The sequence below is a fragment of the Paenibacillus dendritiformis genome (assembly GCF_945605565.1).
GTDB classification, from domain to species: domain Bacteria; phylum Bacillota; class Bacilli; order Paenibacillales; family Paenibacillaceae; genus Paenibacillus_B; species Paenibacillus_B dendritiformis_A.
In genome coordinates this window covers 2,436,893-2,459,654 of the sequence record NZ_OX216966.1, presented here as the reverse complement: position 1 = coordinate 2,459,654, position 22,762 = coordinate 2,436,893, and the positions used below count along the sequence as shown (strand labels likewise).

The 22,762-nt window shown below is 50.4% G+C and carries 27 protein-coding genes and 1 pseudogene; 6 read left to right on the top strand and 22 right to left on the bottom strand.

Going from position 1 to position 22,762, the window contains the following annotated elements:
• Nucleotides 1–109 precede the first annotated feature (109 nt).
• The 18 genes from NNL35_RS10765 to NNL35_RS10680 form a co-directional block, all read right to left on the bottom strand.
• On the bottom strand, nucleotides 110–841 hold the full coding sequence (locus NNL35_RS10765; RefSeq protein WP_006679763.1) for a BofC C-terminal domain-containing protein: 732 nt from the start codon (nucleotides 839–841) through the stop codon (nucleotides 110–112).
• 78 nt (nucleotides 842–919) lie between these two features.
• Nucleotides 920–1,711 (bottom strand): ABC transporter permease, encoded by a 792-nt coding sequence (locus tag NNL35_RS10760; protein ID WP_254553338.1) that lies wholly within the window; start codon nucleotides 1,709–1,711, stop codon nucleotides 920–922.
• Nucleotides 1,708–2,631, bottom strand: coding sequence for an ABC transporter ATP-binding protein (locus tag NNL35_RS10755; protein WP_254553337.1), 924 nt, complete (start codon nucleotides 2,629–2,631; stop codon nucleotides 1,708–1,710). Before NNL35_RS10755 ends, NNL35_RS10760 begins: the two co-directional genes overlap by 4 nt.
• Nucleotides 2,628–2,825 (bottom strand): PLD nuclease N-terminal domain-containing protein, encoded by a 198-nt coding sequence (locus NNL35_RS10750; RefSeq protein ID WP_254553336.1) that lies wholly within the window; start codon nucleotides 2,823–2,825, stop codon nucleotides 2,628–2,630. Before NNL35_RS10750 ends, NNL35_RS10755 begins: the two co-directional genes overlap by 4 nt.
• Before the next feature lie 22 nt (nucleotides 2,826–2,847).
• Nucleotides 2,848–3,081, bottom strand: a complete 234-nt coding sequence (locus NNL35_RS10745; protein ID WP_254553335.1) for a sigmaY antisigma factor component — start codon at nucleotides 3,079–3,081, stop codon at nucleotides 2,848–2,850.
• Entirely contained in the window at nucleotides 3,078–3,488 is a 411-nt protein-coding gene (locus NNL35_RS10740; protein ID WP_254553334.1) for a YxlC family protein, read from the bottom strand. The genes NNL35_RS10745 and NNL35_RS10740 overlap by 4 nt, the downstream gene beginning before the upstream one ends.
• Nucleotides 3,472–4,014, bottom strand: a complete 543-nt coding sequence (gene sigY, locus NNL35_RS10735) for an RNA polymerase sigma factor SigY (protein ID WP_006679757.1) — start codon at nucleotides 4,012–4,014, stop codon at nucleotides 3,472–3,474. The genes NNL35_RS10740 and sigY overlap by 17 nt, the downstream gene beginning before the upstream one ends.
• 122 nt (nucleotides 4,015–4,136) lie before the next feature.
• A complete protein-coding gene (locus tag NNL35_RS10730) occupies nucleotides 4,137–4,493 on the bottom strand; it encodes an alpha/beta hydrolase (protein WP_254553333.1) in 357 nt (118 codons plus the stop codon).
• Nucleotides 4,494–4,548: 55 nt separating this feature from the next.
• Nucleotides 4,549–4,734 carry a hypothetical protein gene (locus NNL35_RS10725; RefSeq protein ID WP_006679754.1) on the bottom strand — a complete coding sequence of 62 codons (186 nt, stop codon included), beginning with the start codon at nucleotides 4,732–4,734 and terminating at the stop codon, nucleotides 4,549–4,551.
• Nucleotides 4,734–5,324, bottom strand: a complete 591-nt coding sequence (locus NNL35_RS10720) for a TetR/AcrR family transcriptional regulator (protein WP_254553332.1) — start codon at nucleotides 5,322–5,324, stop codon at nucleotides 4,734–4,736. Before NNL35_RS10720 ends, NNL35_RS10725 begins: the two co-directional genes overlap by 1 nt.
• Before the next feature lie 71 nt (nucleotides 5,325–5,395).
• Nucleotides 5,396–7,441, bottom strand: coding sequence for a DUF5050 domain-containing protein (locus NNL35_RS10715; RefSeq protein WP_254553331.1), 2,046 nt, complete (start codon nucleotides 7,439–7,441; stop codon nucleotides 5,396–5,398).
• Nucleotides 7,422–8,435 (bottom strand): ABC-2 transporter permease, encoded by a 1,014-nt coding sequence (locus NNL35_RS10710; protein WP_254553330.1) that lies wholly within the window; start codon nucleotides 8,433–8,435, stop codon nucleotides 7,422–7,424. Before NNL35_RS10710 ends, NNL35_RS10715 begins: the two co-directional genes overlap by 20 nt.
• Nucleotides 8,436–8,650: 215 nt before the next feature.
• Entirely contained in the window at nucleotides 8,651–9,523 is an 873-nt protein-coding gene (locus NNL35_RS10705; RefSeq protein ID WP_006679750.1) for an ABC transporter ATP-binding protein, read from the bottom strand.
• 67 nt (nucleotides 9,524–9,590) lie between these two features.
• Nucleotides 9,591–10,802 carry a hypothetical protein gene (locus NNL35_RS10700; protein ID WP_006679749.1) on the bottom strand — a complete coding sequence of 404 codons (1,212 nt, stop codon included), beginning with the start codon at nucleotides 10,800–10,802 and terminating at the stop codon, nucleotides 9,591–9,593.
• A gap of 17 nt (nucleotides 10,803–10,819) precedes the next feature.
• On the bottom strand, nucleotides 10,820–11,887 hold the full coding sequence (locus tag NNL35_RS10695) for a hypothetical protein (protein ID WP_006679748.1): 1,068 nt from the start codon (nucleotides 11,885–11,887) through the stop codon (nucleotides 10,820–10,822).
• A gap of 82 nt (nucleotides 11,888–11,969) precedes the next feature.
• Nucleotides 11,970–13,163, bottom strand: coding sequence for a M56 family metallopeptidase (locus tag NNL35_RS10690; protein ID WP_006679747.1), 1,194 nt, complete (start codon nucleotides 13,161–13,163; stop codon nucleotides 11,970–11,972).
• Nucleotides 13,164–13,178: 15 nt separating this feature from the next.
• Nucleotides 13,179–13,556: a BlaI/MecI/CopY family transcriptional regulator gene (locus NNL35_RS10685; protein ID WP_006679746.1), complete on the bottom strand. Its 378-nt coding sequence runs from the start codon at nucleotides 13,554–13,556 to the stop codon at nucleotides 13,179–13,181.
• A 220-nt stretch (nucleotides 13,557–13,776) separates the two neighbouring features.
• A complete protein-coding gene (locus NNL35_RS10680) occupies nucleotides 13,777–14,160 on the bottom strand; it encodes a hypothetical protein (protein WP_006679745.1) in 384 nt (127 codons plus the stop codon).
• Between the two features lie 313 nt (nucleotides 14,161–14,473).
• Here NNL35_RS10680 and NNL35_RS10675 point away from each other — a divergent pair, with 313 nt between their 5' ends.
• Entirely contained in the window at nucleotides 14,474–15,049 is a 576-nt protein-coding gene (locus NNL35_RS10675; protein ID WP_006679744.1) for an RNA polymerase sigma factor, read from the top strand.
• A 173-nt stretch (nucleotides 15,050–15,222) separates the two neighbouring features.
• Here NNL35_RS10675 and NNL35_RS10670 read toward each other — a convergent pair whose 3' ends face one another.
• Nucleotides 15,223–15,966 carry a YggS family pyridoxal phosphate-dependent enzyme gene (locus tag NNL35_RS10670; protein WP_006679743.1) on the bottom strand — a complete coding sequence of 248 codons (744 nt, stop codon included), beginning with the start codon at nucleotides 15,964–15,966 and terminating at the stop codon, nucleotides 15,223–15,225.
• Between the two features lie 221 nt (nucleotides 15,967–16,187).
• Entirely contained in the window at nucleotides 16,188–16,916 is a 729-nt protein-coding gene (locus NNL35_RS10665; RefSeq protein WP_006679742.1) for a class A sortase, read from the bottom strand.
• A 261-nt stretch (nucleotides 16,917–17,177) separates the two neighbouring features.
• Between NNL35_RS10665 and NNL35_RS10660 the strand changes: the two genes are divergently transcribed.
• From NNL35_RS10660 to NNL35_RS10650, 3 genes are all read left to right on the top strand, one after another.
• The gene (locus NNL35_RS10660) at nucleotides 17,178–17,975 is read left to right on the top strand and encodes a DUF817 domain-containing protein (RefSeq protein WP_006679741.1); all 798 of its coding nucleotides are present in this window, start codon (nucleotides 17,178–17,180) and stop codon (nucleotides 17,973–17,975) included.
• Between the two features lie 90 nt (nucleotides 17,976–18,065).
• Nucleotides 18,066–18,542, top strand: coding sequence for a DUF2975 domain-containing protein (locus NNL35_RS10655; protein ID WP_006679740.1), 477 nt, complete (start codon nucleotides 18,066–18,068; stop codon nucleotides 18,540–18,542).
• 9 nt (nucleotides 18,543–18,551) lie between these two features.
• Entirely contained in the window at nucleotides 18,552–18,767 is a 216-nt protein-coding gene (locus tag NNL35_RS10650; protein WP_006679739.1) for a helix-turn-helix domain-containing protein, read from the top strand.
• A 51-nt stretch (nucleotides 18,768–18,818) separates the two neighbouring features.
• On the opposite strand, the gene NNL35_RS10645 is transcribed toward NNL35_RS10650, so the two are convergent.
• Together NNL35_RS10645 and NNL35_RS10640 are read right to left on the bottom strand one after the other, a co-directional pair.
• The gene (locus tag NNL35_RS10645; RefSeq protein ID WP_238535470.1) at nucleotides 18,819–19,844 is read right to left on the bottom strand and encodes an ABC transporter substrate-binding protein; all 1,026 of its coding nucleotides are present in this window, start codon (nucleotides 19,842–19,844) and stop codon (nucleotides 18,819–18,821) included.
• Nucleotides 19,845–19,942: 98 nt separating this feature from the next.
• Nucleotides 19,943–21,052: pseudogene (locus tag NNL35_RS10640) on the bottom strand (NtaA/DmoA family FMN-dependent monooxygenase); the annotation flags it as partial.
• On the opposite strand from NNL35_RS10640, the gene NNL35_RS30640 reads away from it, so the two are divergent.
• Together NNL35_RS30640 and NNL35_RS10635 are read left to right on the top strand one after the other, a co-directional pair.
• Complete coding sequence (locus NNL35_RS30640; RefSeq protein ID WP_420798555.1) at nucleotides 20,946–21,230, top strand: CBO0543 family protein; 285 nt, start codon at nucleotides 20,946–20,948, stop codon at nucleotides 21,228–21,230. The pseudogene NNL35_RS10640 and the gene NNL35_RS30640 sit on opposite strands and share 107 nt — an antisense overlap.
• 317 nt (nucleotides 21,231–21,547) lie before the next feature.
• The gene (locus tag NNL35_RS10635; RefSeq protein WP_040734372.1) at nucleotides 21,548–22,405 is read left to right on the top strand and encodes a polysaccharide deacetylase family protein; all 858 of its coding nucleotides are present in this window, start codon (nucleotides 21,548–21,550) and stop codon (nucleotides 22,403–22,405) included.
• The last annotated feature ends 357 nt before the right edge of the window (nucleotides 22,406–22,762 follow it).

Here is a 22,762-nt window from a genome sequence, read left to right as displayed (position 1 = left end):
TCCAAGGCGAATCTCGCCTGCACTGCGCCGGATACTTAGCATTCCACCACAGCCGACAAAAAATGAGGACGCCTCAAGGGACGTCCTCATTCGTATTGTGGTCCAGCGGTCAATTGGCCTCCTCCGCCGGCTTCATCACTTTCTGCGAGGCTTCCACCGCATAATCGCTGAAGGTGGACAGCACGCTGTGGTATTCGTCGGTATCCGTAATCAGAATACCGTCATACAGCTGCTGGAGCACATTCGGCGGAAGCGCGCTCTCCATCGATTCGATATCGATTTGGAAAAAGGTCCGAATCACTTTTTTCTCCGCAGGCGGGCCTTCGTACAGCGTCAGATTCCCGTCCTCGTCGAGACTGATGCGGGCATCCTTGCAGCGATCGGACAGTTCCTCGATCTGTTCCTCCATGATGACCCGGCCCGCGTCATCCATCGTGGCGCCCCAATCCGGATGATTCAGCATCAATTGAATGATACCAGCCGAAGCATGCTTGCCCATCGTCTCTTCCCGCTCGCCGCAAATGAATTGCTGGCGGTGAATGACTTCGCGCTTCCGATCGTCCTGCTGAAGCAGCTGATTCAGCACCAGCCGGGATGAATCATGCAGCTTGGCGAATTCATCGTCCTGCATCATCGCGAATGTTTCCATCGAAATGGGCGTCTCTCGCTCATAAACGAGCTGCCGGATCTCCATCGACATGCGAATACCTAAGGTCAGGGCACCAAAAAATAATACAATAGCGACTAGCCACCAGATCGGGCCTTTCATGCGGCGAATATCCTGCTTCCATTGCTTCACTCGAAAATAGAACCGGGAATGGGAACGATGTTCTCGAGTCATGACAATCCCCTCTTACTTTTTTATCCATAGTGTGGCCCAATAGAGGGGGATGTTATACCATTTTGCCGGAGATGCGGGTCAACATCCATCCGGGAGAAGGCTGTTCCGGTGATGCAGCAGGACGGCAGCCAAGACCGCGCACCCGATGCTGAGGACGATGGCAACGGCGATCGCGCCGTCGAACGATTCGGCCCGGGCGCCCGGCACCAGCTGCGCGACCGCATCAACGGGCAGAGCCGAAGGCAAGTAGCGGGCGCCTGGAACGCGCCAGCTCTGGACAAGCGACAAGAGCAACACAAGCGCCAGAGTCAGGCCCGCCGACGCCGCCCCGCTGCGCAGCCAGCTGCTCATCAAGAGCGTGACGCTGCTGGCGAAGAGCATCCACAGGGCATAGCTGCCTCCGGCTGCCATGCCCTCTGCGACAGGCACATGGCCGAACAGCTGCACAGTATAGTACCAGCCCGCCCCGTATCCGCACAGGAAGGACACCAGGGTCAGCGTTGCGGCCGCCAACCATTTCGAAGCGACAAAAGCTCCGTAAGCAACCGGACGGACCAGGACGGCACCGGCGGTGCCGCTATGGATCTCGCCCGATATGGACGACATCTGCGACAATACGAGAACGAGAAGACCTACGGTTCCGAACTGGTTCAGCATCTGCGCCATAATCTCTCCCGGCTGGAGCTCCGGGAAGGCCATATTCATTCCTTGCGGCATGCTTCCCGACCAAGCCAGAATATCGGGCAGGAACTTCATCACGAGCGGCTGGCTGATGCCAAGCATCACGAAGACCAGCGGCACCCAGAGCAATTTGTAGCTGCGGACCATTTCCAGCCATTCTTTGCGTGCAAGCACATGCCATCGCCTCATGAGATCATCGCCTCCATGAACATGTCTTCCAGACTCGTTACGCCGCATTCCAACCGGAGAAGTGGAATATCCATGTCCGCCGCCTCCGTCAGTATCGTGCGGCGCGCCTCGTCTATGCTGCGCACCGTGAATTCCGCCCGCCCCCGGGCAATACGGCTGTGCTCCACTACCGCCTTCCCTGCCCAGCGCCGCAGCCAATCAAGCGCGGCAGGATGCGGCTCGACCTCGACGGTCAACCTGGGCCGTTCCGCTCCGCTTCGCAATTGCTCCCATTGCCCTTGCATGACGATGCAGCCCTTGTTCATCATGATCAGATCGTCGCATAATTCCTCGGCATCGGACAATATGTGAGTGGAGAAAAGCACAGTAGTCTCGCCCGCTATCTCCTGAAGCAACGTCATCACCTCTCTCCGGCCAATCGGATCCAGCGCCGATACCGGCTCGTCCAGAATGACCAGCTTCGGGCTACCGATCATCGCCTGGGCAATGCCGAGCCGCTGCTTCATCCCTCCCGAGTAGCCGCTGATTCGGCGTCGGCCCGCATCGGCGAGCCCGACCTTGTCCAGCCATTGCGACGCCGCCGACCGCGCTTGCTTGCGGGGCATGCCGCACAGCTCGGCATGATAGACGAGCCACTCGCTTCCGCTCATCCAACCGTAGAAGGACGGCGTCTGGGACAGAAAGCCTACCCATTGCCGCAAATCTCCCGCCGCGGCCGTCCCGTCTTCTTGCAGCAGCCGCACTTCGCCGGATGTCGGCCGGATTAACCCGGCGAGCATATGGAGCGTCGTCGTCTTTCCGGCTCCGTTCGGCCCGAGCAGAGCCGTGCAGCAATGCTTGCGTATGCTGACCGTCACGTCCTGGACAGCGGTATGCTCCCCGTATCGCTTCGTCAACTGATGAAGTTGTATCGCATTCATGCCGCATCTTTCCTTCCCATGATGAAATAAGCGATTGTCCCCGGGATATTCAACAGGACAATAATGATCGCCCACAGCCATTTCGGGCCGTTCGCCTGCTCCGATCGGGCCAGGGAAACCAAGGCTACGCACATCAATACGAGCTGGATCGCAATCAGGGGCGCAATCAGCGGCCATAGTATGTTTTCCGGCATACTGGCTCCTCCTCTCCAAATATCAACTGCCCAGATGATCCCGCTTGTTCTTCTTCCGCCAAGGCTTCACCACGAACAACAAGTAGCACAAGAAGGGCGTCGGCGTGCCTGTGAAGCCCCAGATTCCCCAGAACCACGGATATTTTCCCCGCTTGCGGGCATCCAGGAACAGCCATGTGCCTTGCACAAGGAGGATGACTGCAATGAGGACCCACACCCACCACGGAACTTCGTCGACTGTGTAATGCGGTTTCATTCGCGTTCACCTTCCTCCGCAGCGCGAATAGGCGACTTCACGAGACAGAACAGGACGCCGCCTAACAGGGCCGCCGCCTGGAAGCCCGCAAATGCGCGCCAATCTGTCATGGCCAGCGACAAGCCCCCGCCGACGAGAATGCAGGCCGCTCCCCAGAGCAGAAGCAATTCCTTCCACAGACGGCTGCGGTTGCGCCGGGAGCGGGTGTGCAGCATGCGCTGCAGCTGTTCCACATCCGGAATCTCCGTATTCCGCTCGCTTGCCTGATCCAGGCTGGCCCACGCTTGGTGCAGCCTTCGCAGCGAGTCGGCGTCAGCCTCCCATTCCGCGGGCGGCGGCTGCGGCTTGTTCCGCGCCGGCTCAGCAGCCACCGAGATATCCGGCTTCCTCTTATTTCGCTTGTTCATCCTGGTTCCACTCCTTCCGCAGCTTTTCCAATCCGTAATGGATACGGGACTTCACGGTACCCTCATTCACGTTCAACATGCTTGCGATCTCCGTCACCGAATAGCCGTAATAATGCTTAAGCACAATCGGGGCGCGCTGCTCGACCGTGAGCGTTCCCAACTGTTCGAGCAGATGAGACCATTCGACATCGGTTGATTCCATATAGTAGCGAAGCTGGCGGGCCGCCTGCTTCTGCTCCGCTTCCTGCCAGCGCTGTTCCACCTTTCTCCTTCGCAGCATGTCGATGTACAGCCGCGAGCCAATCATGATGAGCCACGATGAAAATTTCATTTTCCCGTTATACGTGTGTATTTTCTCGAGGCAGCGCACCATCGTGTCCTGCACGACGTCTTCCGCTACGCTCGGGTTCATCGTCAGCTTCAGCATATATTTGTGTAAAAAGGAATAATGCTTATGCAATAAATGGGCCAACGCATCGGTATCGCCGCGGACGGCTCGCCGAATCCATTCCTGCTCCTGATCCACGTGTTGCCCGCCCCCCTTCTCTCTTTTCAGCAGGTAAAGTACTCATATTACGTTTCAGTCTGTCCGATCGTTCAATCGCGATCACGCATTGGCAAAAAATAATCCGCTACATGCAAAAACTCTTAAGAACAGTCAAACCCGTCATAAAGCACATCGTAGGCAACCGCTTTCGCAATTCTCCGCTCAAAAGCCGCGGCGCGAAGCGCCAAATAGCCGCCCCATGACACGCCAAGCAAGCATACATCCTCCAGCTCGAAATAATCCAATATCCCGCTCACCGGCTTTTCCCAATGCGGTTCAAAGGTGAGTCCCTTTTTTAGCGTTTCGCCTTGTCCCGGCCCTTCGAAAAGGTAAATAGTATACCCGCTCTTCACAAGTTCCTTTACCGCCAAATAGAATTCTTCGATGAAGGAATCGTATCCGCCAAATATAACGATGTTCCCCAGCGGGTTTTCCGCTTCAAAAATAAACGTTTTCATCGATGAGTGTGCTGGTAAGGAACGTATTCAACCCGCAAGCTTTCATCTTGATCCATCACGCTGCGGAAGTGATGAATCGATTTCTCAGACTGAGCCAGACCCGATACCAGGAGTCCAGATCAACGATCTGCGGAACGGCGCCTTTGATCTCGTTGAAGTCGCAGGCTTCTTCCCCATAGGTTAATATCCGGTTGATTTGAAAATCAAACTGTTTCATCGGATGCAGTGGAATATACGGCATTACCTGCTCCCCCCTTGGCTGATGCCTAACGCCCCAGAAATCAGCCGTTCCATTTCCGCTTGACGAGTCTGATGGGCATCCTCATTCCTCCCCATGTGGAATACCCCCGCTAGCCCATGAAGCAGAAATTGCGCCGTGACGGCATGATGCAACACATGGAAAATCCCCTCATCGCATCCTCGCCGAATGAACGCTTCCAGCTCCGGGGATAGTTTGTGCAGCATAGCCTCCACAATCATGCGATGCTGCGGGCCTGTGACCGCATTCTCACGGATGACCTGCGCCGTTTGATCCATGGAGGTGACAAATTCGTCCACAAGCCGTTGAAGCCGCCCAAGCCGCGTCAATTCTTCGCATTGCAGCAGGGCTTGATATTGCTGTATTTGCCCCACGACATAGCTTTCCACAGCCTCATCCAGGAAAACCTCTTTCGACTTGAAATAGTAATAGAAAAGCCCTGTCGCAACTCCGGCTTCCCGCACAATATCTTGCACCGATACGCCTGCAACTCCATTGTGCAAAAACAATTCAATCCCGATATCCAAAAGTTGTTGACGCCGTTCTTCCGGCGGTTTTTTCGTCCTTGACATAAAAAAATCCTCCCAACTGAATTCAGTTCAGTTAGGGGGATTGTAGCATACTGAACATCGTTCAGTCCAAGCTAATCCAAGAGCAGCGAGTCATTGCGCCCATCCCGGTCTATACGGTATTTTTTCAGATCCGCCTTATTGACATAGAAAATATATTGATCGTCACAAGTAAAATCCAGCGCCGATTTATCCGTTATTTTGCGGATTGCCGAATCGCTCAAACTCATGGCATAGATTTTTTGTTGATCCTTGCGATTCAAAAAAAGCAGTTCTGTGTCGGTCAACTCGAAATGTTCCGTGATAATATCAGGAAGAACCGTTTCCGTATCCGTCTTCGTGTCGTACTTCGCCACCTCGGATTTCTCATTCACATAATAAATATTGCGGCCGTCAAAAGCGGCGCTTCGTAAGACCGGAAACCGGATGATGACATTCGAGCGCCCTGTGGAAGCATTGACCCTCCTTATCTCGTTCTGGCCAATAAAGTAGATGCTATCGTTATCCAGAAAGAAAGAGCTTACCGTGTTAAAAAAGCGCAAATCGCTCTCATCCGCGTGAACGAGCCCCAAAAAATTGCTTTTTTCCGTGTTTACATTCTTTTCAAACACAATTCTCTCATTGAAGGTCGAGGTATCAACTTCGATAATGGACAGTCTGTCAACAGCTTCCCGAAATTGAGACTTGTCGTAATCATATTTCATATAGTAGACAAGAGGACCGTTGCCATAAATACTATCCTCGGCCTTGGTTAAGGATTGCAGCGGGTTGCGGATTAAGTTTCTTGTCTCGCCGGTTTCTTTATCCTCGAATACGATTCGGCTATCATTCAGATCCGTATCATCTACATAAAACCGAAAATGCTCATTCTCAAAAGCTCGCCGGGAAGACCAATTGTAAATATCATAGTTGTCCGCGTTCTCCTTCGGGACACAGCCGGCAAGGCCGGATACGCCAAAGCAAAGGATAAGCAAAAGACCAAGCGGCCTCGCCCAATGGCGCCGGTGACTTGCGCCCCATACATTCATGTGCCGGACCAGGATTACGATCAACATCCCGAGGCTGAGGCACAACGTGACGGCGAACAAGATAAGCCAGGACGGGCCGGAGACTTCCCGGAACACGGCGTCCATCTGATCTGTAAATATATTATGATGATATTCATTGCCCCGGAAATAACCGGTCGCAACCATAAACCCGAGCGGCCCCGGCACAAAATATTTGGAGGATTCCAGGCTGAATCCGTAATAGGGGAGCAGAATCAGGGCGGTACAGGCAAACAGGGTTAGCGCATATTTTTTAATGCACACCGCGACAAACATGATCAGCATCGAAAAACTGAGATTGCCGAATATTTTACATGCCGTCACCGACAGAAAAGTGCCGAGTAACGAGATGTTTTTTGTCGATGTTCCAAAGTATGACAGGCTTTGCAGCGGATAACTCCCGTTCTCCAGGCCATATTTTAGGTCGAAAAACCAGTATCGCAAGCCGGAAATCAACAGGCATAGAATGATAACGGTCACGGACACCAGACCTATTTTGACGATGGCCTGAGTCCTTGTCCCTTTTTGCACGGTGAGGATGAGGGGATCCATCTTGCTGTCGAACTCGTAACAGAATACCGGAGTCACGAGCACCAGCAGCAAGGCAAGAAATAATAAATCGAGACTGTCGTTCGCTAACAGCCCGTCCCAGCCGTTCGTGTATAGAAAATACCGGTTGTCCGGGTGTTCGCGGATATAGGCAAATTGGTCATAAATCAGTTTAAAGCCTCGTTCATTTTGCACGATTTGCTCCAGCCGAGCGGATACCGCCTGAAATTCTTGCTCTGATATCTTCCCGTCATACCAATTATCGTATGCTTTGCGCAGCGCGATATTGGCATCGGATATTTTTTTGGATTCGTTGGCGAAGAACCGTTCCGTGTCCTCCGAGTACGGGCCATTGACTTGATCCAGGTAGAAAGAATACGGCCCGGAGTTCATCTCGATATCCTGGTTGGAGGGCGTGTCAAAGACGATCAGGGACGAAATGCTGAAGACGAAAAACAGGCCGATGAATAATAAGCCCTTTTGATGGACAAACATCTTTTTCATCTCATAGATCAATAATGACACGCTGTCTCCCCCCTTGTCTGCAGAACGCGTTCTTCCTGACCACAATCGCTATGCCTGCCACACATATCGCCCCCCAGGCTGCAGCAATCAGCAGGGCCGGAACAAAACTTAGCATGGGAAAGCCGAACAGATTGACAAACTCCGTGTTGCGAAACAATTCCCGATTCACCACCAGCATAAACGGATTAACAATTTTGAACAGAACATGCCCGGAGCCCATGTACGCCTCCTGCATATAGATGCAGCCAAAGGCAGCGAACAGGCTAATCATGTAAGGCAATAACGCATTTTTAAAAAGGCAGGAGACCAGCAAAAACGCGAATCCAAGCACTAGCATTCCCGCTGTTTTCACCATGCCGGATAGCAGCGCGTATTGCCCGAGGCTTACGTTCAACGGAGTATTCGCGAAATTTTCAATGGCGTACAGAGGGGAGAAGGCACCTTCCCACGAGCCAAAAATAACCGAAAATGCCGCAAAATCAAGCAGCCAGAACCAGAAACAAACGCTGCATACAAAGATGGCTGTCGCAAAGATTTTTGCCATAACCGTTCTGGTCCCGCCGGATTGGGCGGTCAATAACAGGGCGTCCATCTCCGTTTCCTTTTCGGATACAAAGACGTTCACTATGCCGTACAGGCAAAGCAAAAGCACTAAAAACGCGGAAAAATCATAATGAGTATAGTATTGATACATTTCCGTATAGGAAAAATCCGTTATCGCTCGGCCTGCAAACCGTTCCACAATGGCCGCGTTTTTGCGGTACTCGTATTCATTACCGACCTCTTTATAAAATTCCATATTATCCTTGGCGGCGGTTACGACGTCATTGGCCAACCTTTTGTAGTTGTAGGCATACTCCATCGGATTGACGAAGCACCAGCGGAAGAAATAGTAATCCCGATACACATTTCCCGTATACGTATTGGGATTGTCGGTCGTCTTGCTGGCGGTGCGATCGGCGGTTTGGTTCTCAAGAGGCCGATAAATGGACATCAGCTTCCCGATTTTTTCGTTCGTGATTGTTCCTCCGAAGTCCTTATACATCTCCCAATAGAGACCCTTCCACTCCGGATCGGACGTTGGGGACAGCAGCGAGTTGGCATCATAGATGCTGTATATTTTAACCACACTCAGTATGGAGAAGAGAAGCACCGCCACAATAATAGACGTTTTGAGAAAATGCTTGCGGCATTCAAAAAGAATTAATTTTACCATTGTTCGCCCTCTCCGAAATAGTACAAAAAGACATCCTCCAAATTGGCTTGTACATTAACGGCATGGTCATCCGGTTGTTCATCGGCAATGACCCGTAAATGAATTTCGTCACGCTCCCGCATCATATTGCTGATCTTAAGCCGTGTCAGCTTCTCATCGATCGTCGCATCCGTGGCCGTAACCGACCATACCTTCCCCTCGATTCCCTCCGCAAGCGCCGCTGGCGTATCCTGCTTCAAAAGCTGCCCGTCCTTGAGCAGAATGACCTGGTTGGCGATAAATTCAATATCGGACACGATATGCGTGGCCAACAAGACTATTCGGTTCTCGGAAAATTTGGTAATCAGATTCCGGAAACGGATTCTTTCTTGCGGGTCAAGGCCGGCTGTCGGTTCATCCAGAATTAAGATATCGGGATTATTGAGCATAGCCTGCGCGATACCGACGCGCTGGCGCATTCCTCCGGATAAAGCCCCGATTTTTTTGGTGGAGGCGCTGCTTAAATTTACGATATCCAGCAATTCCTTCGCTCTTTTTTCGCCTTCTTGCTTGGGGATGTTTTTGAGCACGCACATATATCGTAAAAACTCCATCACCTCAAAATTTTTGTAGAATTGCGGGTACTGAGGCAAATATCCGATATGGGATAAAAAGTTGATCCCCATGCTCCTGACATCCACATCATTGATCAAGACCTGCCCTTGATCGCTTTGTAAAATGCCGACAAAAATATTAATCAGCGTCGTTTTCCCCGCGCCGTTCGTTCCGAGGAGCCCGTAAACGCCGTTCTCCAGCTCTGAGGTGAAATCTTTCAATGCATATTTGCCTTTATACTGCTTTGAAATTTCTTTAAATGTTACTTTCACAAATCGGCCCCTCCCATAGAAGTAAGGAGCTTTCTTTGGGATGACAAAGAAAGCGCCCGCTTTCCATTTAAAACTGACTGACCACCATTTTCGTATCAATCTCGGCCTGCTTCGATCCCAGTAACACGATACAAGTCCTGGTCTCGTCCACCAACTTGATGATCGGTTCATTGGCCATATACAGCTCCTCGCCTTCACTGGAGATGAGCTGCTCCGCCTCTACAGCGCCTGTGTCCGTGTTGTAAATTCGAATTCTCCAGCCCGATCCATCCGACACCGGCGCCGCGAAATAGCGTCCGGAGCTAGAGCCCGCAATGTTTCCGCTTTCCTTTTTTTCGTTCAGCGTAATCAGCTTCGTCTTCCCGCTTAGCGCATCCATCACCAACATTTTTCCGGTAGCCGTCGTAAAATCTTCGGCCAAAAACAGATGCTTATTGTAAGCCGTTAGTTCCTTGCAGGTGTAATTGTCAAATGTCTGATTCGATAGTCCGGATCCATCCGTATTGACGATTCCGCAGGTGTCGAAGGAAGGCTTGCCCGGAACGGCCGGGATATCCAAGCTTTGCGCCTTGAACGCAAGTCGCTTGTCCTGATCGGTAAATCCGATTTGCTCCAAAGCAACTATGCCGGAACGCGGCGCCGCGTCATCCGATGCCAAATCGATAATCGTTGTCTTTTTTTCCGCTTTCCAATCATAGAGATACAGTCCGGCAGATGTGGCATAGGCAACCTGACTTCCATCGGCTGACACCGCAATCGCTTCAAACGATAAAATCATTTCATCGCCTTCCAGTAATGAATCGAGATCGAACTCGGAGATCGGCTGCAAGTTCGCATCGTACAAGATGCAATGATACTGGTTCGCGCCATTCGTCATGACGAGGCCCCCGCGATCACCGCTGACCAATGTTTCTCTCACTGCCGCGTAGCCGTTTTCAATAACCCAATAATTTTCCCGTTCGAAGGCGGGCTGCGGAGCTGACGCTGCGATCTTCCGGGCTCCCAAATCATATAAATAGAGTTGATCAGCCGAAATGAGAACCTGATTGCCGTGCGCGTAATAGATATTTTTGATGCCGCCTTCTATATTCTCCAAGTTCAAGTCTGACACAACGCTCGGCTCCGCAGCACCGCCCCCGCCCTTGCTTTCCGTCCGGGAGGCCGGATCATCGGGTTGAACCGGCTTATTTGGATTTGCGCCGCTGGAATTGAATTGCAAGCATCCTGCAGTTAGCAGTACGAATAAGGCCATTATGACGCTCAACCGTTTCATGTTCATGTCACCCTTTTCTCCAATCATTTGTATAGCAAGAGGGACAAGGTCTTCTGCAAAACAACCACATCATCGGGGAAATCGGCCGCATTCACGGGAACGGACACCACATAAATCGTGCTGAAATCGTCCAGCTTTTCCAAATCAATATCCATGTCGATTACCGCCACATCTCCCTTGGCGAGTTCCGTGTCAAAGGAGCTTCCGTCCTTGCTTGTTACCGCCTGATGATTGATAAATAACGTGTTCCGATACCGCACTCCGGGATGGCCGAATATTTTGAAGCTGACGTGAAGGGTTCCGCTGTCATTGACCTTAACGTTGTCGCGCTTGACCTCGCCGTCAATATACAAATCGCTAAACACGCGCTGCTCCAATGTGTCCATATCTACGGCCTCCATGCCGCTTTGCGCTTCCAGCAGCTCCTTCGTCACCGGTTCTGTCGACAGGCTGACATGGCTTGCATACTCATATTGCGGGATGGAGGAAGGATCAAGAGCATCCGCGTCTTTGTTAAAATACAGGGTTCCTCCCGCTTCCAGCGTACTGTGATAGCCGCCGTACGAGCTCGTCTCTTTCATATCCGGGATGAAGCCCGGATTGTACATGCTGGCGATGCTGATGCCCAGGGTATCCCCCTTCTTGCCTGTGACCGGGGTGAACACGAATGTGAACGGCGTGTCTTTATCATCCTCCTCCAGTTCAAAAATGTGCATATATTCGTAGGGCGCATCGGTTGTGTTAAACTTATAAGGCTGCGGTATCCCGTCTATAAATACGAGAAAGCCGACATTTTTGGCTTTTCCGGAAGCGTTCACGGAATAAGGAATTTGTATCTCGCCGCCATCGTAGCGCAAGGAACGCATTTTCCCGTTCTCATCTAAGTCCGGATTGACAAACCCGTGACCGATACTGCCCAATATCACGCCTTCCTCTTTACCCGCTTCAAACGGATTCTGATTTGCGTTGCCGGAGGCATTGGATTCACCCGCTTCCGGATTTGGTGTAGGATTCGGATTGGAGCAGCCTGCTGCCAACACGATGACGATGAGCAGACAAGATACTAACCTGAAAAGCCATGCTTTTTTCACAATGTCATCCCCCTTCGAAATTTCCAGCCGATTTTACTAAGAAAGAATTGAATTCCTGAGCATGCCTAGCTCTGCCGGAGCCTTACTCGATTTTGATTAATTTGGGTACCTCAGCAGCCGGCCCCTCCTTATCCACTTGTTGATTCTCTTGGATTAATCGTGGGGAGGCATTGTTAGAAGGAAGCTCATGCTCAGAGGCAGGTCCGTCCTTAGTTGCTTCGAGGTGATGCACTGGAGCCGTTGATTCAGGTTGATCATTCACCGGAAGCTTCTCTCCTGGCCACGCTTCCACCTTGGATAGAGGCGCGAGTTGGACGGGATTGGATGACGGCGCGCTCAGCGTTAACACCGTACCCGTGCTTAACGTCGCTGCAATAACGAGCGCCACAATGGGCGTCCCCCATTTTTTGCTTCTGGCATCCATAATGGAAAGTACCCTGTTTTTCAAGCCCTGCTTGCTGCCATAAAAATTGGTGGAAAATACCGTTTGCGCTACGGACTGTTTTTTTAGCATCCCGATAATGGCTTCCACATATTGTTGCCGACCGGCGATATCCGTGTTTTTGACCACTTCTTCGTCACAGGAGATCTCGCATTGGAGGGCGATTTCTCTTGCCATGACGTAGACGACTGGATTGAACCAGTGGAAGGCGGCGGCTACGAACACGAGTGCTTTAAACCATAGATCTCTCCGTTTCCAATGTACCAGCTCATGCTTAAAAATCAGTGGAAGCTCATCTGAAGGAATGTTGTCGGATGGAAGCAAAATGGTTGGCCGGACAAAGCCGAGCAGCATCGGACTGGAAATGCCGGGACAGGCTTGCAAAGCGACTTGCTGTCTTATTCCCAGCTTCGCTTGAACATCATGCAGGATATGGAGCGCTTGCCGGTCGCGAATCTCCGTGCTCCACCGTGTCACCATTTGCAGGAAGCGCCGGTGCCGAATGGCGTGATAGCCCAGAAAAACAACAACTCCTGCAAGCCACAGTCCGCCAGCGACGGCCGGCCACGGAATAGCTGATGAAGCCGCCGCTGCGGACACGGCTTGGCGGGCAGAGCCGCTGTCCGCCATCTTCAGCGCAGGCAGCAGCGTATCGAGACGAATGGCCGCCGCTTGCGGATGAAGCCGGAACGGAATAATGAATCCGAGTATGATGACCAGCCATGCATAGTAACATCCTTTTGCCGTAAATGTCTTCGCAAGCAGCGGCGTAATCGTCATATATAGAAGGGCAATGACGGACATCGTAATCGAACATTCCAACAATGCAATCATAAATCTCTGCACCGGCTACTCCCTCCGTTCCTTGGCCCATTTCAACAATTCATCCAGCTCTTTTTCCGAAAGCTGCTTCCCGTTGTACAAGGTATTAACAAAGCTTAAAAATGAATTTTCGTGATACTGCTTCATAAAATGTTTCGTTTCTAAGGCCAGATAATCTTCTTTGCGTATGAGCGGATAATACGTGCGTTCCTTCCCTTCCTTTTCCGTCTGCAAAAACCCCCGTTCAACCAAACGCATCATCAGGGAAATGACGGTAGGAGCCTTCCATTGGCGTTCATTACCGAGTTGTTCCATAATCATGGCGGTCGTTATCGGCGGTTCATTCGCCCAGACGACCCTCATAATGTCAAATTCCGCATCAGGCAGCTTCTTCATCTTTCTCATCCCATTAACTCCTTTTTGACAATTGTCTTACATAAAGTTTTACACTTGTCAAAAATAAATGTCAATAGGTTTCGCGAACATTTTTTTTGCAATTGTCTAATATGTATTTCCCGTTATAAAAAAGAAGATGTTTATACCAAGCAAACAAAGCCTAGGCAGACTTTATCCGCATTGGTATAAACATTCTTCTACACAGCCATTACCCTGCTCTTACTCCAGCTTACACATGTGTGTAAGTGTATACAGCCTTAGCGCCATGGGTGTTTCCACCCTGCACGCCATGCGCCCCATAAATAGCATAAGCTTTGGAAGGCAAAGAGTTCCAGGAGCCCGAGAAATTAGTCGATCCTCTAGAACTGCGAATTTCCTGCTGCTGAACAAGTGTATTGCCGTTAATGTCTTGAATCGTCCCTGCGACTGTCAGGTACGCATTGTCATTATTATAAGAGACCTTTGTTGTATAGTTTTTACCCGATAATGTACCGGTCAGCGTTCCATAGCCCGGTGCCGACGTGGAGCTTGTGTTCGCAAACGCCGCCGTAGACATGGAGAAGCAAGCTACAACAGCGACCAATCCAGCAATTGTCTTTTTACCCAGTTTCATAGAAAACCCTCCCAATTTGTTTTTTGATTATTACCATGACGCGACTTCAACACTTCCTGCCGAACTTTACATTGCATCAGACGTTGCGGGGGACACACACCTCCTGCCCGTTAGATGATAGATGTAAAGCCATGATGAAGGTTCTCTCTATATAGTAGACGGATAAGACTACCAAAATATGACGAAATGAATTTTTATTGTATAAAGTAACATCTTTTACACTCATTATTATGGATGAATCTACGTTTTTAGTATATATTAGTATATATAGGAAAAAGGTCGAGCCGGTAACATATTTCGTGGAGGGGGCATTATGGATCAGTGGTTATCTTTTTTACATAGCAATTTCCAACACTTGGATCAATCATCCCAGAAATTTACTTATCAATCCTATCGTGAATTCATCTACCACGACATTTACTTCTTACTTGAAAATCATGATCTGACGGAAGATGTTATCCAGGAATCCTTCTTGAAAGTGATTGCCTCGTCACCCAAAGCGAAAGATGCTGCAAAGATAAAGGCGTGGCTCAAAAAAATCTCGCGGAATACTGCCTACGATTACTTAAGGGTATACAAAAAATATCAATATCTATCCAACCTGGAGAGCATGGAGGAAGAGGACCTCTTCGCTTCGGCAGCCGAAACGGCCGTAGCCGATCAAGTGGAGGAGCAAATTCGCGATGAAATGCTTCATGAAGCTCTTGACCAGCTGAATGCGAGATATCGCAATGTGCTGTTTCGGTACTATGTGGAAGATAAGTCACATCGAGAGCTGGCTCGGGAGTTAGGGATCAGTGAGCAAGCTTCCGCGCAATTATTGGTTAGAGCGCGCAAAAAATTGCGTTACTATTTTTGCAAAAGATGGGTTGATCACGAGGAAAAATGATGTCTTACGCGGAGGGCGGCGGCAGCCTCCCGGCGCAAGTAAGCAGACGGCCGCTCCCCGGTTGCATCCCGAGAAGCGGCCATTCAGCAGGGCATTCACCGGCTTGCAGACCTCCTGCTCTAGTATCGCCCCGCAAGCCCTCCGGCCGCTGCGGCTACCGGATGAAGCATGGCTTAATCATGCGAACCTGATTTTTCGTTCCAATAATAACTGTCTGGCAAATAACGCTCACCGAATATTTTCGTCCCTACCCGTACGATGGTGGCTCCTTCTTCAATGGCGACCTCAAAATCACCCGACATTCCCATCGAGAGAACGTCCATCTCGACACCCGGGATATGGTTGGCGATGATCTGGGTCTGGAGCTGCTTCAATAGCCGAAAACAATGCCGGGTCTCTTCGCTCGTGGCATTCAGCTTGCCGATGGTCATCAGCCCTTTTATATGCAGCGTATCGAAATGAGAGAGCTGTTCAACCAGCTCCAGCGCGTCTTCCGGCCGCGCGCCAAATTTGCTTTCCTCGTAGGAGGTATTAATTTGAACGAGAATATCCATCGTTTTATTCTCTTTCTGCAATTGATTATGCAGAGCCTGACCCAACTTGAACCGATCGACGGAGTGGATCATCTTGACATATTTGACGACGTCCTTCACTTTATTCGTCTGGAGATGTCCGATAAAATGCCATTCCACCTGCTTGTACTGCTGCATATCCGCATATTTGCCGCGCAGCTCCTGGGCTTTGTTCTCCCCGAACAACGTCTCTCCCGCCCGGATGGCGCTCCGCAATTTGTCAAGCGGCACCGTCTTGGTGGCCAGCAGCAGCTTGACCTCTTCCTTCTGCCGGCCGGAGGCCTGACAAGCCAGTTCCATCCGACGGCGTACCGCTTTCAGGTTTTCTTCGATTATAGCGCTCACGTCGTCTCCTCCTCCTTAATTTCCTGTACAGATTTCGATTTCATGGTTTCAGCTTAATGGAATTGGGATAGGTTGAACACATCCAAAGTTGTCGATCTAAGAGGTCCATAATTGCTTGCCGCTGATTCTGTCGGCCCCTTGTCATACAAAAACAGCCTTTTAAGCTCCAGCTCCTTGCTGAATCTCAAGAGACTGTGGCTGTACCTCGGGATGGCAGTTAACTATAAATTGCTCATTTCCAGTTGAAAGGCGTCCTTCATTTCCTTCGTCGCCTCTTGAATCGGCGTCTTGCCGACAAATCGGCCTCTCGTCAACACCCGCGCCTTGCCGCTGTCATCGCAGGTGATCAAGGTTAACAATCGTTCCGGGCCCTGATCCTCAATGACTTCAACCGCCGTTGCTTCGATCGTTTTTTGCTCCTCAATCTTGTATTCATATATGTATTTCATATCGGTTAAATAAGCCGCGTCGCCCGTTTTGACTCGCAGCAGCGGGCTGAACAGCAGATCTTTGCGGTTCATATGATGGCCGGCCAACGCATAATTGCCTTCTCCCATAACCTGGTCAGGCTTCATCGTTCCCGCAGTGAGCGCCAGCGTATACGGGGCTACGCCTTCTCCTATCGGCAAATTCATATCAATGCTCGGGATGCTGATCCCGCCAATAACGTGAATATCATCTTTGTTCAAATTCGCCATCAGGATCGTCTCGAAATCCAGCTCCGCCACCTCTTCAAAATTAAAAACGGGCTCTTGCTTGCGGATGTGGCTGTTGTCCCCCTTCTCGGATCCTGCCGCAGCCACCTTGTGAAGTCCCAATGAGCTCGTCCCTCTGGAGACGAACCAGCTCTGGATAGGCTCGTGAAGCAGCATGAACATGCCAGCCAGCAACACGGCGGCACAGACGGCATGATAGATTATCCTTGCAGCGCTTCTTTTTTTTGTGGCCATTCACGATCCTCCCGTGCGTTTCTTTCCGCTTTTTATTATAGACGACTTCATCAAGCCGCGACACCTGAAAACTAGACAAAATCTGTACATGGATATATTAAACAATATATATTTATCGAAAAACAATAAATTTTTATTGACCAAGAGAAAACCGCCGCTTATGATAGTACCTATCAAGCTGCAGTGGCGGTTCATTGAAGGTAGCGCTGCGGAGGGGCGCAGCGTCCCGGCAGGCGGATTCCAACGCAGGAGGAACTTATCATGGCTTTCAAGCTGAAATCATTAGTCGAGTTCGGGTGGCAGCAGGCGCTGTCCTGCCTGTTCCCGGCCATTATTTTCGCGGCGCTTGCGCTCACGCGGGTGATCGACATCCCGTACATTCCCGCTTACGACTTCATGCTCCTTGTCTGTATCGCGGTTCAAATCATCATGATCCGTTCCGGACTGGAAACGGTCGACGAGTTGAAGGTCATTTGCGTCTTCCATCTGATCGGGCTCGTGCTTGAAATTTACAAGGTCCACATGGGATCATGGGCGTACCCGCTCGACGGATGGACCAAAGTGTTCGGCGTGCCGCTTTACAGCGGATTTATGTATGCGAGCGTCGCCAGTTACTTATGCCAGGCGTGGCGCCGCCTGCAGGTAAAGCTGCACCGGTATCCGAGGCCGTGGTGCGCCGTACCGCTCGGGGCGGCGATTTACCTCAATTTCATGACCCACCATTTCATCTACGATCTGCGCTGGGTGTTGACCATTCTGCTGTTCGCCATCTTCTTTCGGTCGTATGTCGAGTATACGGTGCTGGGCGTGACGCGGCGCATGCCGCTCGTGCTGTCGTTTGCGTTGATTGGTTTCTTTATTTGGGTAGCGGAAAATATCGGGACATTCCTGGGCGCGTGGCGCTATCCGCATCAAGCCAACGGTTGGCATCTCGTTCAGTGGGGCAAATTCAGCTCATGGTTCTTGCTGGTCATCGTGTCGTTCATGATCGTCGCCCAGTTGAAGCATGTGAAGGAAGGCCGCTCCCAGAACAAGGAATGTCCGCTTTCGATGCAATAAATTGAGATTGACCAAGAAACATGCGTAACATATTGATAAACGATAAATGCAGTGATATGCTATTGCCATTCATTTGATGCGAGGTGCTGTATGCTGCAAAGAAAAACCGCCTTTCTCAAACTGGCGATCGCCATAATTGGGATTACGGCTTTGATTTTGTGTATATTCTGGCTGCCCGGATTCGTGACAAGCCGTGCAGCGGAGAATCCCGATGTTGTCCCTTTGAAATATCCGGCGCTCATCGTTGTATATACGACGGCAATCCCGTTTTATGTTGCTCTCTTCCACTCGCTGAAGCTGCTTCACTATATAGAACGGAAAAATGCGTTTTCCGAATGCGCGGTAGCATCGTTGAAGCATATCAAGCAGTGCGCTGTTGCGATCGCGATCGTCTATGTTATAGCCGGCATATTCCTTGGTATGCAGGATGTCCTGTTTACTTCCATCGCCGTGATAGGGGGAGTCATCATTTTTGCCGCTTCCACGGTAGCGATTTTTGCGGCAGTGCTTCAAGAGCTGCTAACCCACGCACTTGAAATCAAATCCGAAAATGATTTGACAGTCTGAGGTGTCCATATGGCGATCATCATCAATCTCGATGTTATGTTGGCAAGACGAAAAATGAGCGTTACCGAGCTGTCAGAGAAGGTCGGAATTACGATGGCGAACCTGTCCATCCTGAAAAATGGCAAAGCGAAGGCGGTCCGCTTTTCCACCTTGGAGAAAATATGCGAAGTGCTGGACTGTCAGCCAGGTGATATTTTGGAATATGTGAGTGAGGATCCGTCCTGAACGTGAACCCGCCCCGCGCTTCATCCAAGCCGGGGCGTTTTTCATTCTTCCCTATTGACCCGCTAGTTCCATAAAATTCTCTGCAGCCAGCCGGATAGCCAGGACGCTTCCCGTATTCAGCGAATTATCGAAAAATAGAACATGATTGTTTTTTACCGATTTCAACGCTTGCCAGACGGCGGAAGATTCCTTTTCCTGAACTGCTGCCTTGGCAACATCAAGATCATGCTGGAAAATGATATAATCGGGATTCATTTCCGACAGAGCCTCCAGAGATAGTACGGCACTGTCTTCAGGGTATCCATCCGGCGCCAACAGGCCAAAGCCAGCCGTTTGATTATAGTACATCGTGTTTTTCGTTCCCTGAGCGGTAAAATTGGCTTTGCCGTCAACTCGCAATAAGGCAAAACTGTTATTTTTCAGATCGCCCAGCCGCTCTTTGGTTTTTTCGATCATTTCCTTTGTTTCCTTGATGACCCGTTCCGCCAATTCCTCTTTGCCGACAATTTGGGCGCAGATCATCGTTGCATTTTCCCAAGTATCGCTGTAGTCGATTTGGATGACAGGAGCAATTTTGCTCAACTCATCATAGTTTGCGTCAACATGACCTTTGAAGGTTACAATTACATCAGGGTTCGACGCCATAATCGCTTCCAGATTCAGGTCCCTTCCGCTGCCCAAATCCGCAATCTCCGCCGTTCCCGCGTAAGGCCGCAACGTAGAGAATTCCTCCATCGCGCTCATGGCGCTGCTCGAGGCGATCGGAGGCGTGTCCAATGCGAAAAAGTAATCCAAATACAAGGGATGAAGCACGGCTATGCGCCCCGGCTTGTCCTTCAGCACCACCTCATGGCCGGCGGCGTCCGTTATCGTTCTTGGCCATTCATGCGTCTTAGCCTCATCGGCTTCAGCCCTGCTTGCGCCGCCTGACTGCTCACTTTCATGCACATTGGCTTCATTTGGCGAAGGCATGTTGTCCGCAGGCGTTCCGGAACATCCGGCCAGCACTCCTCCTATCAGAATGAGAAGCGAAACAATCAAGCCAATCCATCTGTTCATGTTGATTTCCTCCAGCACAGTCTCCGTATTTCGTATATAATCGCTTTATCATGGAACGCCCGCCATCGTGCCTAAAGACATCAATCGGCCCCGGTTCGTTCCCATGACAACAGATGTTACATGCCCAAATGTTCCTTCAAAGTCGAGCCTGTATAGTCGCTTCTGAACACGCCTCGTTCCACCAACTGCGGCATCAGCTTTTCAAAAAACAGCTCCAATGATTGCTCCGAACCGCCCGGAAGAGCGATAAATCCGTCAATTGCGCCTGCTTCAAACCGCTCCATAATATCGTTCAGCACGTCCTCAACCGTTCCAACCGATACCCAATGAGCCGACGCGAGAACCTCCGGCCTTGCCAATACCTCTGCCACGGTAGGCTGATTGGCAGTAATATATCGGCGCAACAGCTCAGCATGCGTTCGGCTGCGGACGGGCTGATTCGGGTCGGGCAGCATATCGGCCGTTACGCGATGATCCAGAGCAAAGCCGCTTATATCAAGGCCCAGCACAGATTGGAGCGATGCCAGTCTGCGCTCGACGCTCAAATGCGAGTGCGCAGCCTTATATAAGGCGTGCGCTTCCTCGCGAGTCTCGGCCAAGAAAAAATACAGCCCGGGCAGAACTTTGATGGCGTCCGGATGGCGTCCATGCACCTCCGCTCTTCTTCTCAGATCATTGCACAATTCCACTCCCGATTCCAGATCCGGCATCGCCGCAAAAATGGCATTCGCTATGGAAGCCGCAAAATTCCGTCCCGTATCCGATGCCCCTGCTTGAAATAAAGGAATCTCTCCCGATGGGTGGGCAGGCAAAGTAAGCGCACCCTTGACACTGAAAAACTCGCCTGAATGATTGATCGGGGACACCTGATCCGGATCCGAGAATTTGCCCGACTCGCGGTCAATCAGGATGGCTTCCTGGGGGAAACTCGCCCAAAGCTTGCGCACAACATCCGTAAACTCCCTTGCTCTCGCATATCTTTCTTGCGGAGAAGGCATAGGCGAATCACCGAAATTTTCCGCTCCTTCAATCGAAGTGACAATATTCCAGCCGGCGCGTCCGTTACTGAGCCAGTGCAGCGACTGAAGCTGCCTTGCGACAATATACGGCGGATTGAACGTGGTGGACACCGTGGTAACGAGGCCGATCCGATCCGTCTCGCGAGCGATTGCCGCGAACATCATCGTTGGGTCGGGACTGCCAAAATTAGCGGAATCGCCCAGCAAAGGGCTGTATCATTTTCCTCACAGGCTGTTACCGGAGATCTTTTCGATTCATATCGTCTTCACTTTAATCGGATTACCTATATTGACGATGGTTTTTCTGTATAGCCTTTCCCAAGTGAATAGATTGGGGAAGTCAGGCATTATCCTGTTTTGTCAGCCTGTTGATGCCGATTTTTGAAAAAATAGCGGAGCGATTAGGGGTGTTTGTCCATTCCGATAAGTGGATGCATTTATACAGCTTCTTCGGTTATTTACTGTTTTTCACGATAATTTCAGCGGTTTATTCTTGGCTGAAAAAAAGAAGTGGATAAAACAAAACTTGAACCTTTATGGTTTCCCTCACGATTTTGAGCCGCAAGTTTTGGGCCGCAAGTGTTATTTATTACACTTGCGGCTCATTTTCCCCCCTTTCTCCGTAGACGGGAGAAGCCACGAATAATTTATTCACATTGTGTAAATCTATAAGGACATGATTTCCAAAGAAATGGAGGAAAGATGATCTTGCGTTTATTGTTATTACTTCTAGCAATGCTTAGTGTGCTTTCGGGGTGTGCTCAGAATCACGCGCAAAAAAAGCCCGGCAGCAATCCTTACAGCTCTAGCGCTCCCCAACAACCACAGATTTTGCAAAATTCCGCTAATTCTTCAACACCAGATCTTGCAGATGGACCTGAGCGACATTTGCGTGAGCCGCATGCCCTTTCCTTGGCGGATTTGCGGGCGAAATACCGAACAACATTTATACTGAACGGTCCCGGTACGAAACGGGAAATTGCCCTTTCATTCGATGATGCGCCAGATGACAACTTTACCCCGAAGGTGTTGGATGTACTCAAAAGCGAAGGCGTGAAAGCAACTTTTTTCGTTGTTGGAAACAGAATCGAGAAGCATCCTGACATCATGAAACGGATCGTCGAGGAAGGCCATATCCTTGGTAATCATTCTTACAACCATGCAAATTTGCCTAAATTAAGCGATGCAGAATTTCGTGAACAAATCATTAAAACGGATCAATTGATTCGCGAGCATACCGGATATATCCCCAATATCGTCCGGCCGCCTTATGGTAATATCAGCGAGAATCAAATCAAGTGGTTGGCAAGCCAGAAGAAAAAGGTCATCAACTGGAACGTCGATTCCTTGGATTGGAAAGGTTTGGATGCTGAAGAAGTGAAGACAAATGTCCTTGCTCATGTGTCCCCAGGGGCAATTATTTTGCAACATTCTGCCGGGGGGACAGGCCAAGATTTATCCGGAACGGTTGTGGCTTTGCCGGAAATCATTCGTACACTGAAAAACGATGGGGTGAAGTTGGTGACCATCCCCGAATTGCTGGATCTGAACGTGAAATAAAAGGCTTACCGGAAAGGATGCGTCATGAACGATGAAGGTTGCCTTGGTAATCGTTTCGTCCTTTACAAAGTCGATCCAATTGAATTAGCGGTACTACTCGCTGCATTTTATCGCTTGTGTCGAAGCGAAGTAGTCGGGTTCAAGCCGAATGCGATTGACTTCAAGAATAAAACTATTACCATCCAGCAATAAATCAGTTCCGCTCATGCAATAAGCGAATGTTGACAGCTTTAAAAATAAAAAGTCCTTTAGGCTTTTTTAATCCCAAAGAACATCATCGCTTGTGCTGGCGCCGGCGAGAGGACTCGAACCATGCCACATATCAACAAGCCTGCGGCTCCATTGCTGCAGGCTTAT

What these genes read in the sequence shown, in the direction of transcription:
- NNL35_RS10745 (WP_254553335.1), bottom strand. Translation starts at nt 3,081, where the DNA reads ATGAAACCGCATTACACAGTCGACGAAGTTCCGTGGTGGGTGTGGGTC.
- NNL35_RS10755 (WP_254553337.1), bottom strand. Translation starts at nt 2,631, where the DNA reads ATGAATGCGATACAACTTCATCAGTTGACGAAGCGATACGGGGAGCAT.
- NNL35_RS10665 (WP_006679742.1), bottom strand. Translation starts at nt 16,916, where the DNA reads ATGGCCACAAAAAAAAGAAGCGCTGCAAGGATAATCTATCATGCCGTC.
- NNL35_RS10750 (WP_254553336.1), bottom strand. Translation starts at nt 2,825, where the DNA reads ATGCCGGAAAACATACTATGGCCGCTGATTGCGCCCCTGATTGCGATC.
- NNL35_RS10730 (WP_254553333.1), bottom strand. Translation starts at nt 4,493, where the DNA reads ATGAAAACGTTTATTTTTGAAGCGGAAAACCCGCTGGGGAACATCGTT.
- NNL35_RS10650 (WP_006679739.1), top strand. Translation starts at nt 18,552, where the DNA reads ATGGCGATCATCATCAATCTCGATGTTATGTTGGCAAGACGAAAAATG.
- NNL35_RS10740 (WP_254553334.1), bottom strand. Translation starts at nt 3,488, where the DNA reads ATGAACAAGCGAAATAAGAGGAAGCCGGATATCTCGGTGGCTGCTGAG.
- NNL35_RS10765 (WP_006679763.1), bottom strand. Translation starts at nt 841, where the DNA reads ATGACTCGAGAACATCGTTCCCATTCCCGGTTCTATTTTCGAGTGAAG.
- NNL35_RS10725 (WP_006679754.1), bottom strand. Translation starts at nt 4,734, where the DNA reads ATGCCGTATATTCCACTGCATCCGATGAAACAGTTTGATTTTCAAATC.
- NNL35_RS10655 (WP_006679740.1), top strand. Translation starts at nt 18,066, where the DNA reads ATGCTGCAAAGAAAAACCGCCTTTCTCAAACTGGCGATCGCCATAATT.
- NNL35_RS10685 (WP_006679746.1), bottom strand. Translation starts at nt 13,556, where the DNA reads ATGAGAAAGATGAAGAAGCTGCCTGATGCGGAATTTGACATTATGAGG.
- NNL35_RS10690 (WP_006679747.1), bottom strand. Translation starts at nt 13,163, where the DNA reads ATGATTGCATTGTTGGAATGTTCGATTACGATGTCCGTCATTGCCCTT.
- NNL35_RS10710 (WP_254553330.1), bottom strand. Translation starts at nt 8,435, where the DNA reads ATGTCCATTTATCGGCCTCTTGAGAACCAAACCGCCGATCGCACCGCC.
- NNL35_RS10660 (WP_006679741.1), top strand. Translation starts at nt 17,178, where the DNA reads ATGGCTTTCAAGCTGAAATCATTAGTCGAGTTCGGGTGGCAGCAGGCG.
- NNL35_RS10760 (WP_254553338.1), bottom strand. Translation starts at nt 1,711, where the DNA reads ATGAGGCGATGGCATGTGCTTGCACGCAAAGAATGGCTGGAAATGGTC.
- NNL35_RS10635 (WP_040734372.1), top strand. Translation starts at nt 21,548, where the DNA reads ATGATCTTGCGTTTATTGTTATTACTTCTAGCAATGCTTAGTGTGCTT.
- NNL35_RS10720 (WP_254553332.1), bottom strand. Translation starts at nt 5,324, where the DNA reads ATGTCAAGGACGAAAAAACCGCCGGAAGAACGGCGTCAACAACTTTTG.
- NNL35_RS10675 (WP_006679744.1), top strand. Translation starts at nt 14,474, where the DNA reads ATGGATCAGTGGTTATCTTTTTTACATAGCAATTTCCAACACTTGGAT.
- NNL35_RS10700 (WP_006679749.1), bottom strand. Translation starts at nt 10,802, where the DNA reads ATGAACATGAAACGGTTGAGCGTCATAATGGCCTTATTCGTACTGCTA.
- NNL35_RS10680 (WP_006679745.1), bottom strand. Translation starts at nt 14,160, where the DNA reads ATGAAACTGGGTAAAAAGACAATTGCTGGATTGGTCGCTGTTGTAGCT.